This is a genomic window from Amycolatopsis sp. NPDC004378 (assembly GCF_053602455.1).
The window spans coordinates 914359-928768 of record NZ_JBSGDR010000001.1 but is presented as its reverse complement, the minus strand read 5'-3'; the positions used below and the strand labels follow the sequence as shown (position 1 = coordinate 928768).

At 70.1% G+C, this 14410-nt stretch carries 17 protein-coding genes; 3 read left to right on the top strand and 14 right to left on the bottom strand.

Annotated features, from left to right (window positions below; translation table 11 throughout):
- Positions 1 to 14: 14 nt before the first annotated feature.
- Positions 15 to 815 carry a metallophosphoesterase gene (locus ACWEN0_RS04585; RefSeq protein WP_451968888.1) on the top strand — a complete coding sequence of 267 codons (801 nt, stop codon included), beginning with the start codon at positions 15 to 17 and terminating at the stop codon, positions 813 to 815.
- Here ACWEN0_RS04585 and ACWEN0_RS04580 read toward each other — a convergent pair.
- The 12 genes from ACWEN0_RS04580 to ACWEN0_RS04525 all read right to left on the bottom strand — a co-directional run bounded on the left by ACWEN0_RS04580 (position 812) and on the right by ACWEN0_RS04525 (position 10253).
- Positions 812 to 1186: a YccF domain-containing protein gene (locus ACWEN0_RS04580; protein WP_451968886.1), complete on the bottom strand. Its 375-nt coding sequence runs from the start codon at positions 1184 to 1186 to the stop codon at positions 812 to 814. The two genes, ACWEN0_RS04585 and ACWEN0_RS04580, sit on opposite strands and share 4 nt — an antisense overlap.
- Positions 1186 to 1935: a PhzF family phenazine biosynthesis protein gene (locus ACWEN0_RS04575; protein WP_451968884.1), complete on the bottom strand. Its 750-nt coding sequence runs from the start codon at positions 1933 to 1935 to the stop codon at positions 1186 to 1188. The genes ACWEN0_RS04580 and ACWEN0_RS04575 overlap by 1 nt, the downstream gene beginning before the upstream one ends.
- A 51-nt stretch (positions 1936 to 1986) precedes the next feature.
- Positions 1987 to 3435, bottom strand: a complete 1449-nt coding sequence (locus tag ACWEN0_RS04570) for a hypothetical protein (protein ID WP_451968882.1) — start codon at positions 3433 to 3435, stop codon at positions 1987 to 1989.
- Positions 3436 to 3449: 14 nt separating this feature from the next.
- Positions 3450 to 4019, bottom strand: coding sequence for a DUF3558 family protein (locus tag ACWEN0_RS04565; RefSeq protein ID WP_451968880.1), 570 nt, complete (start codon positions 4017 to 4019; stop codon positions 3450 to 3452).
- The gene (locus ACWEN0_RS04560) at positions 4016 to 4513 is read right to left on the bottom strand and encodes a hypothetical protein (RefSeq protein WP_451968878.1); all 498 of its coding nucleotides are present in this window, start codon (positions 4511 to 4513) and stop codon (positions 4016 to 4018) included. The genes ACWEN0_RS04565 and ACWEN0_RS04560 overlap by 4 nt, the downstream gene beginning before the upstream one ends.
- Before the next feature lie 72 nt (positions 4514 to 4585).
- The gene (locus tag ACWEN0_RS04555; RefSeq protein ID WP_451968876.1) at positions 4586 to 5275 is read right to left on the bottom strand and encodes an ESX secretion-associated protein EspG; all 690 of its coding nucleotides are present in this window, start codon (positions 5273 to 5275) and stop codon (positions 4586 to 4588) included.
- Positions 5276 to 5308: 33 nt separating this feature from the next.
- Entirely contained in the window at positions 5309 to 6499 is a 1191-nt protein-coding gene (locus ACWEN0_RS04550) for a hypothetical protein (RefSeq protein WP_451968874.1), read from the bottom strand.
- Complete coding sequence (locus ACWEN0_RS04545) at positions 6496 to 6933, bottom strand: hypothetical protein (protein WP_451968873.1); 438 nt, start codon at positions 6931 to 6933, stop codon at positions 6496 to 6498. Before ACWEN0_RS04545 ends, ACWEN0_RS04550 begins: the two co-directional genes overlap by 4 nt.
- Positions 6930 to 7505: a 4Fe-4S single cluster domain-containing protein gene (locus tag ACWEN0_RS04540; protein ID WP_451968871.1), complete on the bottom strand. Its 576-nt coding sequence runs from the start codon at positions 7503 to 7505 to the stop codon at positions 6930 to 6932. The genes ACWEN0_RS04545 and ACWEN0_RS04540 overlap by 4 nt, the downstream gene beginning before the upstream one ends.
- Positions 7493 to 7696 (bottom strand): DUF2997 domain-containing protein, encoded by a 204-nt coding sequence (locus ACWEN0_RS04535; protein ID WP_451968869.1) that lies wholly within the window; start codon positions 7694 to 7696, stop codon positions 7493 to 7495. Before ACWEN0_RS04535 ends, ACWEN0_RS04540 begins: the two co-directional genes overlap by 13 nt.
- Before the next feature lie 8 nt (positions 7697 to 7704).
- Entirely contained in the window at positions 7705 to 9318 is a 1614-nt protein-coding gene (locus tag ACWEN0_RS04530) for an AAA family ATPase (RefSeq protein WP_451968867.1), read from the bottom strand.
- A 29-nt stretch (positions 9319 to 9347) separates the two neighbouring features.
- The gene (locus tag ACWEN0_RS04525) at positions 9348 to 10253 is read right to left on the bottom strand and encodes a hypothetical protein (protein WP_451968866.1); all 906 of its coding nucleotides are present in this window, start codon (positions 10251 to 10253) and stop codon (positions 9348 to 9350) included.
- A 107-nt stretch (positions 10254 to 10360) separates the two neighbouring features.
- Here ACWEN0_RS04525 and ACWEN0_RS04520 point away from each other — a divergent pair, with 107 nt between their 5' ends.
- Positions 10361 to 12019: an AMP-binding protein gene (locus ACWEN0_RS04520; RefSeq protein ID WP_451968865.1), complete on the top strand. Its 1659-nt coding sequence runs from the start codon at positions 10361 to 10363 to the stop codon at positions 12017 to 12019.
- A gap of 161 nt (positions 12020 to 12180) precedes the next feature.
- Entirely contained in the window at positions 12181 to 12744 is a 564-nt protein-coding gene (locus ACWEN0_RS04515) for a hypothetical protein (protein ID WP_451968864.1), read from the top strand.
- A gap of 61 nt (positions 12745 to 12805) precedes the next feature.
- Here the strand turns inward: ACWEN0_RS04515 and ACWEN0_RS04510 are convergent, their stop codons facing one another.
- Both ACWEN0_RS04510 and ACWEN0_RS04505 read right to left on the bottom strand, forming a co-directional pair.
- A complete protein-coding gene (locus ACWEN0_RS04510; RefSeq protein ID WP_451968862.1) occupies positions 12806 to 13774 on the bottom strand; it encodes a R2-like ligand-binding oxidase in 969 nt (322 codons plus the stop codon).
- Positions 13771 to 14370 (bottom strand): TetR family transcriptional regulator, encoded by a 600-nt coding sequence (locus ACWEN0_RS04505; RefSeq protein WP_451968860.1) that lies wholly within the window; start codon positions 14368 to 14370, stop codon positions 13771 to 13773. Before ACWEN0_RS04505 ends, ACWEN0_RS04510 begins: the two co-directional genes overlap by 4 nt.
- Between the last annotated feature and the right edge of the window lie 40 nt (positions 14371 to 14410).

Sequence of the window (14410 nt, the reverse complement as noted above, 5' to 3'; positions counted from 1 at the left end):
CTTATCGTCACCGGATGAACAACTCCACGTACGTTGTCGGCGACGTGCACGGCCACCGCGACGAGCTGGTCGAGGCACTGCGCGCCGAGGGGTTGGTGGACGACGAGGACAACTGGTCCGGTGGTGAGGACCAGCTCTGGTTCCTGGGGGACTTCGTCGACCGCGGGCCGGACGGCGTCGGCGCGATCGACCTGGTGATGCGGCTGGAGGCGCAGGCGGCCGAGGCCGGCGGCCAGGTCCAGACGCTGCTGGGCAACCACGAGATCCTGGCGCTGGGGATGTACCACTTCGGCGACGAGCCGGTGCCGTCCGACTTCGGGCCCCGCAGCTTCGCCCGCAGCTGGGAGATCAACGGCGGGCTCCTGTCGGACCAGGACCGGCTGACGCCCGAGCACATCGAGTGGCTGGCGGCGCGGCCCCTGGCCGCGCTGGCGGCGGACCACCTGCTGCTGCACTCGGACACCCTGGAGTACCTCGACTGGGGGTCGACGGTCGAGGAGATCAACGAAACCGCGGCCGAGATCCTGGCGGGTTCGGACCTGGAGTCGTGGTGGGACGTCTGGCGCCGCATGACGACCCGCTACGCGTTCCGCGGCCCGGACGGCGAGGAGAACGCGCAGAAGCTGATGGACGCGCTCGGCGGGTCCCGGATCGTGCACGGCCACAGCGTCATCGCGGACCAGCTCGGCATCCACCCCACGCAGATCGAGGGCCCGTTCCTCTACGCGGGCGGAAAGGCACTGGGTGTCGACGGCGGGTTGTTCGTCGGCGGGCCCTGCCTGGTCGTGGAGCTGCCGTACGAGCCGGAGTCCTAGGGGGCGTCGACGATCTCCTTGCCCAGCGGCATCAGGGACACCGGGATCATCTTGAAGTTCGCCACACCCAGCGGGATGCCGACGATCGTGACGCACAGCGCGACGCCCGTCAGGACGTGCCCGATCGCCAGCCACAGGCCGGCGAAGAGGAACCAGATGACGTTGCCGAGGAAGGACCCCACACCGGCGTCGCGCCGGTCGACGACCGTCCGGCCGAACGGCCACAGGGCGTAGTTCGCGATCCGGAACGACGCCAGCCCGAACGGGATCGTCACGATCAGGACGCAGCAGATCACGCCCGCGACCAGGTAGCCCACGGCCATCCAGAAGCCGCACAGGACGAGCCAGATGATGTTCAGCAGCGTGCGCATCAGACGTGCAGCTCCCCGCTCACGACGGTGACGGCCTGGCCGGCGAGGTGGACGCGGTCGCCGTCCTGGCGCGTCCGGACGACCCCGCCGCGCGCGGAGATCTGGTGGCCGGTGAGTTCGGTCTTCCCCAGTTGCCCGGACCAGTACGGCGACAGGATGCAGTGCGCCGAGCCCGTGACGGGGTCTTCGTCGATGCCGACGCCCGGCGCGAAGAAGCGGCTGACGTAGTCGTCGCCCTTCGCGGTGACCAGCAGCCGCCCGGTCCAGGTGGTCTTGAGCTTCGCGAGGTCGGGCTCGAGGTTTTCGACGGTCTTCGCGTCCGGGACGACGGCGAAGAGGTTCTCGACGCCGCGTCCGACGTACTCGAGCTCGACGCCGGGGAGGATCTCGGACAGGTCGTCCTCGGTCGGCGTCGGCGGGTCGGAGGGGAAGTCCAGCTCCACCCAGCCGCCGTCGGCCTTGGCGCGCAGCTCGCCGCTCTTGGTGGTGTAGGTCTGTTCGCCGCCGAGGACGTGGGTGACGGCGACGGTGGCGTGGCCGCACAGCGCGACCTCGACCTCGGGGGTGAACCACCGAAGCGACTTCGCGCCCTCCTGGGTGGTCACGACGAAGGCGGTCTCGGCGTGCTTCATCTCGGCGGCGACGGCCTGCATCCACCCGGGGTCGGCCGGCTCGTCCAGCAGGACGACCCCGGCGGGGTTGCCCGAGAAGGCCCGGTCGGTGAAGGCGTCGACGACGAAGAAGCGCATGACCCCAATCTAGCCCGCGACCTGGGCGTGGTGATCATTTATCAGGGAGATTTACGGGTTCTCCCCGAGGTCCTGCCGGTCCTGCCGCGGAGCTTCGGCCGTCTCGCCGATGACGGGCTTGACGAGCTTCTCGCCGTCCGGACCGCGTTCGGGCTTGAGGTCGAAGACGTCTTCCTCGACGGCGTACTTGTTCTTGTGCTCCTTGTCGTCTTCCTTCTTCTTGCCGCCGGCCCCGGCAGCGCCCGCGGCCCCGCCGCCCTTGCCCTTGGCGGCCGCGGCGGCGGTGGCACCACGCTCGAGCCGTTCGCCGGGAACCTTGCCGCCGGTCTTGGCGCTCTCGCCCGCGGCCTCCTTCGGGCCGCCGGTGTAGCCGCCCCCGGAGACGCGCGACCCGGCGAACCCGCTCCCGGCCCGTCCGATGCCGGACTTGCCGCGCGTGATGTCGCCGCCGGAGCCACCGGCACCGGGTGCCGTTCCGGGCATGGCGAGCCCGTCAGGCCCCACCCGCGGGAAGGCACTCGGCGCGGGCGCGCCGCGGAAGCCGGTGTTGCCGCCGCCGAAGGTGGTCCCGCCGACCCCGCTGGTGGTCCCGGGCTGAACGTAGGAGGGCGCACCGGGCGGCGTCGACCCCGGCGGCACGGCCGCGGTCCCACCCGGCCCGACGAGGTTGGTGCCGCCACCGCCTCCGCCACCGCCGCCGCCGATGGTCGGGGTGCCGGTGAAGCCGGTGCCGCTGGTGCCGTGGAAGCCGGAGACGGAGGTGGAGTCCCCCTGCCCCAGCTGCGGCGGCGGCGAGTAGGTGGGCTGGGAGCTGGCGGTCTCGTGGTAGGTGCCGTCGAGGCCGTGGAGGACCTGAACGGCCTGCTGGTGCGCGGCGTCGGCCTGCTGCTGCTTGGCCTGGATGCCGGTCATGGTGGTGTTCATGCCGACGAGATCACCGGAGTTGTACTGCTGCCGAGCCTTGTCCATCTCGGCCTGCTGGTTGAAGCCGGTGGGCTCGGGCATGTTGGTCTTGGCGTAGTAAGCCGCGGCCGACTGCTGGGAGTAGTGGTTGGACATGAGCTGCATGGCGTTGCCGGTCTGCTCGGTGTGGCCGGCGGTGCTCTGGAAGAAGGTGTTGGCTTCCGAAGCCGCGTTCCCCTGCCATGAACCTCCAGCGGCCGTGGCCGCGTCGCGGAACTGGTTGGAGGCGTCGGCCAGCCAGTTGCCGTAGACGTTCGTCACCCGGCTGCGCTCGTTGATCCCCTCGATGTCGAGGTCTTTGTGGACCATGTCGTACAGCAGTTCGTGTGGCATGTTCGCGTAGTTCTCGCCAGGCGCGGGCGAGTCGCCTCGCAAGGTCTGCCCTTCTTGAAGGAGCTTCCCCTGTGCGACCGAATAGTCCGATGCGGCTTGCTGAGTCAGCCGCTGACCGTCCGTGTTGCCTTGGAGCTTGTGCGCATTGGCCGCGTAGTAGTCACCCTCGGACTGACGGTGCTGCGCCCGGTGCGGCTGGCTCATGGCTCGACTCCGTCTCAGTTGGTCTTCGGCAGCTGTGGCTCTACCTTCGCGGCGACGTCTTCGACCAGCTTGCAGGCGGCCGAGGTATCGGAACCCGAGCTGACCAGGACGAGCGCACGAGAGCTGGGTTTCACTTCCAGCCAGACGCCGCACTGCCCGGTCACGTTCAGCGGATCGCGCTCTTCGACCGCAGGTCGTCCGTTGACGTTTCCTTCGCTCGCCTGGCTCGGATTTCCGACGTTGTCCCGATAGCCCCGCCCAGGCTGCAGGGAGACCGCGACATCTGCGCCCTGAGTGCTTACGGAGGAGGGTTTGGAGGCGCGACAGCTTTCTTTCGCGTCGGCGACCGTCGGCTCGGCTTTGGGAAAGCCCAGACCGGCGAGCGCCTGATCGACGATCGTGCACGGGCTCAGGTGCGCGAACGGATTGTCGGGGTCGCCTGCTCCGCTGGTCGTCGCCGGCGCCGTGCTTCCCGCCGGAGGCGAGCTTGGCGTCGCCTGGCCGCCGACCTTGTCGGTGCAGGCGGAGAGGCCGAAAGCGAAAGCCAGCGCAGCGCTCGCTATCGCAATGCGTCTTGCGATCACTGCGCCTGCAGCCCCTTGTTCAGTTGAGCGAAAGTCATGCTGTGAGCGTCCTCGGTTTCACGATAGTTCTTGCGCGCGATCACCATGGCTTCGCGAGCTTGCCGGACGCCGTCACGCATCTTCATGAGGTTGGGAAGCAGCGAGTCCCCTTCGCCGTCGGCCACCTTCACGTTGAAGACAGCAACAGCCTTGGCGTAATCGCTACCGCCCATTTGGGCCTTGCTCACCAGGATGTTGAGATCGCCGATCATCCTGTCGCAGCCATCGAGGAAGAAGTCGCAAGCTTTGAGGTACGCCTGAAAGCCTTCTTCGTTGACCGCGAACTGGCCGCCCTCGGCGAGGGACTTGAGGCGGTTGCCGGCATCGCTCGCCTGCTGTGCGCTCTTCGAACTCACCGGCTCGCTGAGCAGCCCGGAGATGAAGTTCGACCCCGCGTCCCCGGCTGCTGGTGGGGGTGTGAACGAGCCTGGTGCGCCGAAGTGCGAACCGTCCATGACGCCCCTCCCAAGTCGTCCGGGACCACCCTGCGTGGTCCCTCGCACTGTACTAGTGACGATGGCGGTGCGTCAGTGGTTCCGGCCACGCTCGTGGAGCCAGGTTCGCAGGTGAGAACCATCCGAAGGGGTGAACCGCACGCGGGTCTCGCCGCCTGGTAAAGGCTCGCTGAACATCAGGAACCGGCCGCCGTCGTTGTCGATGAACGTCACCGTTCCCGCCGGGTGGAGGGAATCTCGGCGGACCGACAGCTCGAACGTGCCGTAGCGGTGCAGCGGCCACGACGAGAACTCCGCCGCCGCCGACGCGTCCTGGCGGGACGGGGGTGCGACGAACGTCAGCTCAGCCAGGGGGACCGGGCGGTACGCCGGGAGCATGCCCACCACCAGGTCGACCAGGCGGTCGGGCCGGGTCTGGGCGAACAGGATCTCCTTGCCCGACTGCTCCGAAAACACGCCCAGGCCGTGGCCGATCGCCGCTCGGTAGAAGACCTGGCGGCCCTCCTCCGCCGCGCGGACGATGATCAGCACGTCCGGCTGGGTCCACGCGCGGAGCGTCTGCTCCACCTCGATGTCCAGTTTGTCCGGGCCCGCCAGGCCTCGCGCGCGCATCGACTCCCAGGACGCCGCCGCGATCTGCTCGTGCTCCGCGATCGTGCGGCCCGGGCTGCGGATTTCGAACGGGTGCCAGTTCGCCGGGAGACCGGTACGCCGGACCGCCGTGTCGACCTCAGCCACGCCCAGTGAAAATTCCTCCGGCACGTCTCGAAGCGTAGCGGACCCGCCACCGCCGGCTCAGATGTCGAGCTGCCGCACCCCGGTCTCGCGCAGCGGCACCCGGCCGGCCGTCGCGCGCTTGCGCAGGCGGACGATTTCGTGCGGCTGCAGGCCGATCGCGACGCCGAACGCCTCCACGTCCGGGAACCCGCCCTGCCGCTGCCGCACCTCGAGGGCCTTGGCCACCTGCTCCGGCGAAAGCAGCTGCGCCAGCTCCGGCCCCGAAGCCGCGTTGACATCCACAAGAGGAACCGAAACGGGCGGCGGAGCCGGCGCGGGCGCGTCCACCGGCACATAAGCCTCGATGGTGTCGTTCTGCCGCAGGTCGCGGAACCCCAGCCCGAGGGTGAACGCCCGCGCGCCGCCGTTCGTCCGGCCCGCCACCCCGTTCGTGGCCAGCGACAGGATCCGCAGGCCGGACGCCACGACCGTGCTCCGCTCGTTGAACGTCGTGCCCAGCGGCCGCAGCACTCGCGCCCGCGTGCCCACGGTGAACAGCGAACCGCGCCCCTCCGGGACCTCCACCGCCGCCACCACCGAGCCGTTGCCCAGGTCGGTCAGCCCGTGCACGACGGCGACGCCCTCGCGCCGCTCCAGGTGGTCGTGCGCCGGCTCGAAGAACGCGGTCAGCGCGTCACCCGCCATCGGCGACGCGTCGCACTGGAAGCCCAGCAGCACCGTGCCCTGCCGTCCGGCCGGAAGTTCCTCCACCGGGCCGGGCCCGAACAACCCGAGCACCCGCATCGGCCGGCCGCCCCGCGACAACGCGGTCAGCGCACCGAACCGCAGAACGCCCTCCCGGACGACCACCTGCACGTGGAACCCGGTCAGCGGGTCGTACCCGGGCGCGACGACCTGCGAACGCCCCTCCTGACGGCTGAGGTCGGGCCAGGCCTGCTCGTCGCTGTACAGCTCCAGCGCGTCGCCGTTGCCGAGGTCGCGCCGCCCGACCGCGACGAAGACGTCCTTGAGGAACCCGGCGTCGGTCACCGGCTCGACGTCGCCGGAGAAGAACTTCTTCCGCACCATGATCCCGAGGCGCAGGTTGTCCGCCAGGATCCGGTCGCCGCGCTTCAGCCGCGCTCGCGCGCCTCGCACCGCGCGCCCGGCGCTCACCTGCCCGCCGGGCAGTTCCCCGAGGCCGGGCAGGGAAACCGAGTCGTTGAGCGCCTTGCCGAACTCGATCAGCCCGACCCTGACCTCGGTCACGACGTGGCGGCCAGGGTGACGCTGATCGACTGGTCGGCGTTGACCCGCTCGGACTCGACGACCATCCCGTTCGACGCCGCGCGCTGCTTCAGCCGGGCGAGCACGGCCTGCTGCACCTGGGCGGCGTACGCCTCGTCGACCGAGAGCACCAGCCGCTGGGCTTCCGGCTCGGCGAGGCCGGGGCCGTCGACGTGGGCCACCTGGACGCCGTCGGGGCCGTAGCCGAACGTGATCCGCCGGCCCTCCCACGCGGCGACGACCGAGGTGCCGTCGTCGGTGACCTGCGCCCGCAGCCCGGTGAGCGCGCGGGCCAGCAGGTCGCGGTGGCGCATCCGGGTCCGGACGGTGACGACGCCGGCCTGCGTGTGCGCGGCGATCGTGGCCGCGTTGAGCTGCGCGAGCGCCTCGCTACGCAGCTTGAGCGTGACACTCATCGGTGGTCCCCTTCGAGCAGCGCTTCGAGTACTTCGGTGGTGGCGAACCCGTTCAGCTCGATCTCGCCGTCCGGCGCGATCCGCAGCTCCAGGCGGTTCGGGGTGCGGAAGATCGCTTCGTCGTAGCGATCGGTCAGGAAGTGGAACCGCTGGTTGACCGAGCCGACCCAGGGCCGGGACGGTTCCGGCCGGTCGGCCAGGTACGGCCCGTCGACCAGCAGGTCCGTGGCGTCCAGGAGCTTCGACGGCGGCAGGTCCTCAAGGACGTGCCCGGTGAACGTCATCACCGAAAGTCCCGCTGCACGGACAGCGGAAGCGAAGAGCCCCAGCGGCCCGGCCTGGTCGAACGGCTCCCCGCCGAGCAGCGTGACGCCCTCGATCCCGGAGATCGCGAGCACCCGCGAAACCAGGTCCTGCCAAGGCATGAGCGAGCCCCCGCGGGTCGTCCACGTCTGCGGGTTGAAGCAGCCCGGGCAGCGCACCGAACAGCCCTGCGTCCACACCGCGCACCGCAGGCCGGGGCCCTCGGCGGCGGTGACGTCGACGATCCGGTGGAGGTTCAGGAGTTCCATTGCGACTGCTGCTGCGACGCCGTGTTCTCCACGCCGGACGACGTGCGCCGGTAGTCCTCGGTGAACTCCGACGTCACGGTTTCCGCGCCGAGCAGGTCCTCCAGCAGCGGGATGTAGTCGAGGCACTTCGACCCGGTCACGCCGTGCGTCTCGGCGCTGATCGAGCCGTCCTTGCCGATGGTGACGGTCACGCGGTGCGTCATACGTCGATCGTCCTCCCGTTCGGGGCCGGCGGGGGCGGTGCCGCGGCGGGCTCCGGAACCGGAACCGATGTGTCCGTCGCCGCGACGGCCCGGGTCTCCGCCCAGTTCCGGATGGCCAGGATCTCGTCGGCCTGGGTGACCGACAGGGGCACGGTCGACTTCACCGCGCGCACCAGGTCGTCGCGGCGCAGCGGCCGCTTCTCGGCGAACGCGTCGACGAGCCCGGCCAGCACGGCCTGCTCGATCTCGGCGCCGCTGTAGCCCGCGCTGACGTCGGCGAGCTCGGCGAACAGCGCGTCGTCCAGCCGCAGTTCGCTCGCCACGAACGCGTCCGTGACGCGCCGGCGCAAGTGGATCCGCCAGATCGCGGCGCGCTCGGGCGCCGAGGGCAGGTCGACGAAGAAGATCTCGTCGAACCGGCCCTTGCGCAGGAACTCCGGCGGCAGTGAGCCGACCTGGTTCGCGGTGGCCATCACGAACACCGGCGCCGACTTCTCCTGCATCCAGGACAGGAAGGTGCCGAACACGCGCCGCGCGGTGCCGCCGTCGCCTCCGCCGCCCGCGCCGGCGAGGCCCTTCTCGATCTCGTCGACCCAGAGCACGCAGGGCGCGATGCCTTCCGCGGTGCGGATGACCGTGCGGATGTTCTTCTCGCTGGACCCGACGAGCCCGGCGAAGACGCGGCCCAGGTCCAGCCGCAGCAGCGGCAGCCGCCACATGTTCGCCACGCACACGGCGGACAGGCTCTTGCCGCAGCCGGGGACGCCGGTGAGCAGCAGGCCCTTCGGCGCTGCGAGGTTGTACGCCGACGCCGCGGGCGTCCAGGTGCCGGTGCGCTTGGTGAGCCAGCGCTTGAGCCGGTCGAGGCCGCCGACGGCGTCGAAGCTCGTCTCCGCGGGCACGATGTCGAGCATCCCGGACCGTCGCACGGCCTGGCGCTTCTCGGCGAGGATCAGCTCGAGGTCGCTGGGGTCGAGCCCGCCGCCTTCCACGAGCGCCCTGGCGAACGCGTTTTCGGCTTCCGGCAACGTGAGCCCGCGCGCCGCGGCGATGATCCGGTCGCGGTCCTCGTGGTCGATGCTGATCCGGACGTGCTGCCGGTGGGCGGCCACCATGCCGTCGAGCAGCTCGCCGATCTGGCGCTCGTCGGGCAGCGGGAAGTCGACGACGGTCGCGTCGTGCTCCAGCTCCGGCGGCACGGGCAGCGACGGCGACACGAGGATCAGGCTCAGCGGCGCCGGGCGCGTCTTGAACGCGGCGGCGAGCTCCCGCAGCCGGCGGACGACCTCGGGGTCGGGCCGGTGCCCGCCCTCGGAGACCAGCGACGGGTGCAGGTCCGCGAAGACGAACACGGCGGGCTCGCCCCAGCCATAGACCCGCTCGAGCGCGGCGGACGCGGCACGGGTCTCGTTGATCGGCGGGCCGCCCGCCGGCGCCAGCCCGGTGGTGGACGACCAGACGTACACGCGGCGCGGGGTCCGCAGCCGCTGCTGGTCCTCCGCGACCGCGCGGATCTCCCGCAGGACCCGCTGCTCTTCGTGCGTCTCGACGACCAGCAGCGGGTAACGCGCCTGCAGCAGCTGGGTCAGCTCGTCGCGGAACCCGGCCATCGATCGCCCCCTCGAAGTCCGCTCGAACCTTACGCGCCGACGACGAGGACCTCGTAGGTCGGACTGGTGGGCGGGTAGCCGCTGTAGATGTGGGAGTTGACGACGGCCAGCCGGTTGCCCACCTTGATCGCCGAGACCGGCTGGTCGAACAGCGGGTCGGTGATCGTGCCGGCCGCGGTGCCGTGGCTCAGGTCGCCGTCGAGGCACCACCGGGTGATCCTGTCGTCCAGTTGTACCGCCCAGAGCCGGTTTCCTTCGAGCACGAGGCTGACGACGCTGGGCGAGTTCACGCCCGCGATCTCCTTGCTGACTCCCGTGCGCGGATCGATCGTGTACACCTTGCCGGGTGTCGTGGCGGCCACCAGCAGGGTGTCGCCGGACGGCGTGGCGATGACGTCATTCATGAAGAAGTTCCCCGGGGAACCACCCGCGCCCGGCCCGCTCAGCGGCAGCGTGCGCGGCGTGCCGAGCACGCCGGCCGCGTCCGGCACGAAGAACAGCTGCGGGTGGTACGAGTCGGTGAACCACGCGCCCTGCGGCGTCACGACGACGTCGTTGACGTAGGAGGTCCGCGGGTCGCCGAAGGTGAAGTCCGCGACCTTCGTCTTGGTGCGGACGTTGTAGACGTAGGCCTTGCCGCCGTTCCCGCCGGCGACGAACAGCAGGTCGTGGCGCCGGTCGAGGTCCACACCGGCCGCCGTGGTGCCGGGTGGCGCTTCGATGAAGCGTTCGGCCGTGCCGCGCCCGAGGTCTTCGCGGAAGATCGTGCCGGCGACGAGGTCGCCGGTGTAGTACTCACCGCCACCGGCGGCGGTGATCCCTTCGGCGGACCTGGCGCCGGGCAGCACGATCACCCGGGTCGCCGCCGTCGCCGGCGCGGCCACCGCGAGCGTGAGCAGCAGGAGCGCGAAAGGCAGAGCCAGGATTCTTCGCATCGGGTTCCTCCCCAGTCGTCCCTGCCGGACATCTTCTCACCGAACTGGCTCCCCGGTGCCTCGGTTCTTAGACTCGGCGGCAGTCACCGCCGACTTCAGGAGGCACCATGCCTGACGCGCCCGCCCTGCCGAGCTACGCCTCGGGGATCTCCGAAAAGCCGCTGCTCGGGGACACCATCGGGGACAACTTCGATCGGACGGTGGCCGCGTTCGGTGATCGAGACGCCCTGGTCGACCGCTACGCCGGGCGAAGGTGGACCTACCGGGAGCTGGCCGCCGAAGTCAACGCGCTCGCGCTGGGGCTGCTCGCGCGGGGCATCGGCAAGGGCGACCGCGTCGGGATCTGGTCGCCGAACCGGGCCGAGTGGACGTGCCTGCAGTACGCGACGGCCAAGATCGGGGCGATCCTGGTCAACATCAACCCGGCCTACCGCTCGCACGAGCTGGAGTACGTGCTGAACCAGGCCGGCATCCGGATGCTGGTCGCGTCGGACGCGTTCAAGACGTCCGACTACCCGGCCATGGTCGACGAGGTGCGCGAGAAGTGCGCCGCGCTGGAGCACGTCGTGATCCTCGGCGGCGAGAGCTGGCAGGCGCTGCTGGACGCGGGCTGGCAGGGCGACCCCGCGGTGCTGGCCGAGAAGCAGGCCGCCCTCTCGGCCGACGACCCGATCAACATCCAGTACACGTCCGGGACGACCGGCTTCCCCAAGGGCGCCACGCTGTCCCACCACAACATCCTGAACAACGGCTACTTCGTCGGCGAGCTCTGCGGCTACACCGAGTACGACAAGGTCTGCATCCCGGTGCCCTTCTACCACTGCTTCGGCATGGTGATGGGCAACCTCGCGTGCACCAGCCACGGCTCCTGCATGGTGATCCCGGCGCCGGCGTTCGACCCGCGCGCCACCCTCGAGGCCGTCGCGGAGGAGCAGTGCACGTCGCTCTACGGCGTGCCGACGATGTTCATCGCCGAGCTCAACCACCCGGACTTCGCGAGCTTCGACCTTTCGTCGCTGCGCACCGGCATCATGGCCGGCTCGCCGTGCCCGGTCGAGGTGATGAAGCAGGTCATCGACCGGATGGGGATGAGCGAGGTGTCGATCTGCTACGGCATGACCGAAACGTCGCCGGTGTCGACGCAGACGCGCTCGGACGACTCGATCGAGCGGCGCGTCTCGACGGTCGGGCGCGTCGGGCCGCACCTGGAGGTCAAGGTCGTCGACCCGGAGACCGGGTTGACCGTGCCGCGCGGCGAACCGGGCGAGCTGTGCACGCGCGGCTATTCGGTGATGCTCGGGTACTGGGAGCAGGCGGACAAGACGGCCGACGCGATCGACGCGGCGCGCTGGATGCACACCGGTGACCTGGCCATCATGGACGGCGACGGCTACGTCAACATCACCGGCCGCATCAAGGACATGGTCATCCGCGGTGGCGAGAACCTCTACCCGCGTGAGATCGAGGAGTTCCTCTACACGCACCCGGACATCCTCGACGCACAGGTCATCGGCGTCCCGGACGAGAAGTACGGCGAGGAGCTGATGGCCTGGATCCGGATGCGCGAGGGCGCTTCGCCGTTGACCGTGGAGAAGGTGCGCGAGTTCTGCGAAGGGAAGCTCGCGCGCTACAAGATCCCGCGGTACGTGCACGTCGTCGAGGAGTTCCCGATGACGGTCACCGGCAAGGTCCGCAAGGTCGAGATGCGCGAGAAGTCGATCAGCCTGCTCGGGCTGGAGAAGGCGGCGTCGACGAAGCACGCGTGACGCTTCGGTGGCCCGTCCGGTCCGGATTGGTCACCGCGGCGGTGGGGTGGACCACAGGTTTTCGCACGCATGATCTTCGTGGCGGCGGGCAACCGGGCTCCGGGACGGTGAGAGCGTCCCGGACCCGAAACCCCGTATCCGTCAACGAAAAGGGGAGCTTCATGCGCACGATCCGCCGCACCATGGCCGCCGGGGCACTGGCCCTGCCGCTGACCTTCGGCGCCGCCGGAATCGCTTCGGCGGACAGCTTCGGCAGCACCGAGGTCCAGGCCGGACCGGACGGCGCCGCGACGCACTCGGTGCGGGCCGGCACGAACCACGGCGGGAGCTCGTTCGACGAGAACTCCACCGCGGCCGGCCCGGGCGGCGCCGCGACCAGCGGGACGTCGGCGAGCGCGGACCGCCACGGCGACAGCCGGTTCGGGCAGCACGAAGGCAGCGCTTCGAAGGACGGCGTGACCACGCAGGACACGTCGGCGAAGACCGGCAAGCACGGCGACAGCCGGTTCTCGCAGCACGAGGGCGTCGCCTCGAAGGACGGCGCGGCCGACCGGGACACGTCGGCCAAGACCAGCCGTGACGGCGGTGCGCAGTACCGCCAGCACGCCGGCTGGGCCACCCCGGACGGTGCGGGCTCGAGCGACACGCACTCGAGCACCGGCAGCCACGACGACGGCGCCGGCCAGGGCGTGCTGAGCGGCACCCTGGGCGCGGTCGGCCTCTGATCGAAACCGCGAGGGCACCTTCACGGCTTAGTAGCCGTGAAGGTGCCCTTCGTGGCACGGATCAGGACACCGCGGCGGCGGCCTCAGCGATCGCCTTCGCGTCTTCTTCGCCGAAGGTCTCTTCGAGGTGCTCGGGGGAGTAGTCGAGGTCGATCTGCTCCACCGGCATCCCGCGTGCCGACTCGATCGCGCCCAGGCGGCGCTGGGCGCGGTCCGCCGCGTACTGGATGATCTCCTGCGGGTCGTTGTCGAACGGGATTTCCTCGAACTGGTCCTGCACCCACTGGATCATGTCGAGCGCGTGCGGCAGCAGCTCGCCCATCCGCTGCTGCACCGCGTCCCACAGGGAGTCGTCCGCGGCGACGTGCCGCCGGCAGGTGAACGTGCCCCACGCCATGTGGCGGCGCTCGTCGTCGCCGATGCGGCGGACGAGCTCCTGCATGCCCGGCAGGATGTCGTGCTGGGTGCAGATCAGCTGCCACGAGTAGTAGCCCGTCAGCGCCAGGCTGCCCTCGATCACGTGGTTGTACGTCACGCTCGCGCGGATCTGGTTCAGCGGGCTGGGATCCTCCTCCAGCGCGCGCAGCGACTGCGGCAGTTCTTCGTAGAACAACTTCCGGTAGTGCGGGTTCTCCGCGACGAACGGGTGGAGGTCCTGCGTCAGCCCGACCGCGTCCATCCAGCGCCGGAAAACTTCCGTGTGCTTGGCTTCTTCGAAGCAGAACTGCGTCAGGTACATCTCGTCGCCGAACCGGCCGGTCGCCGACATCGCCCGCATGAACGGCTGGATGTCCTCGGTGACCGCCTCTTCGCCGGCGATGAACTGCGCGACCAGGTACGTCGTGCTGCGCTTCTGCTCGTCGTTGAGGGTGTCCCAGCCTTCGCGTTCGCGGCTGAAGTCGATGTCGGCGGGGTTCCAGAACTTCTTGTTGCCCTTGACGAACAGCCGCAGCGGGAACGAGTCCCAGTTCAGGCCGCCCTTGCGCAGCGAGGAGAAACCGGTGCGCAGCTCGGCGCGGGTGTCGGTCATCGTGTCACTCCATTGTGGACGAATTGGCGGATGGCGGGTGCCAGCACGGCGGTGACGGAGTCGGCGGCCTCCGTGGCCGAGTGCGTCGGGAGCACCAGGTGCGACAGCGAAAGCCGCACGACGGTCTCCGCGAGCAGGGCGGCGGATTCGGCGGACAGCCCCGGTTCGAACTCCCGGTACTGCTCCGCGGCGAGGTCGGCGGCCGCGGTGAGGATCGGCTCGCCCTTCGTGGTGAGCAGGGGCAGCAGGTCCTCGCCGGCTTCGGTGCCGAGCGCCGCCGCGACCAGGCGGTTCTCCCGCGCGTGCTCGATCGTGTAGACGACGGCGTGGTGGATGCCCGCCAGGAGCCCGTCCGCCGTTTCGAACCGCTGCCGGATCCCGTCGAGGAACTCCGACGCGGTGCGCAGCGCCACCGCCTGGGTCAGCGCCGCCTTGCTGCCGAACTCGTTGTAGACCGTCTGCCTGCTCACCCCGGCCCGGGCCGCGACGTCGGCCATCCGCAGGCCCGCGTGCCCGCGGTCCGGCAGCAGGTCGGCGGCGGCGTCGAGCAGGGCCACCCGCAGGGACGCCTTCGTCCGGTCGGTGAAGCTGGTCACACACTCACCTTGACACGGATTGCTCCACTGTCAAGATGCT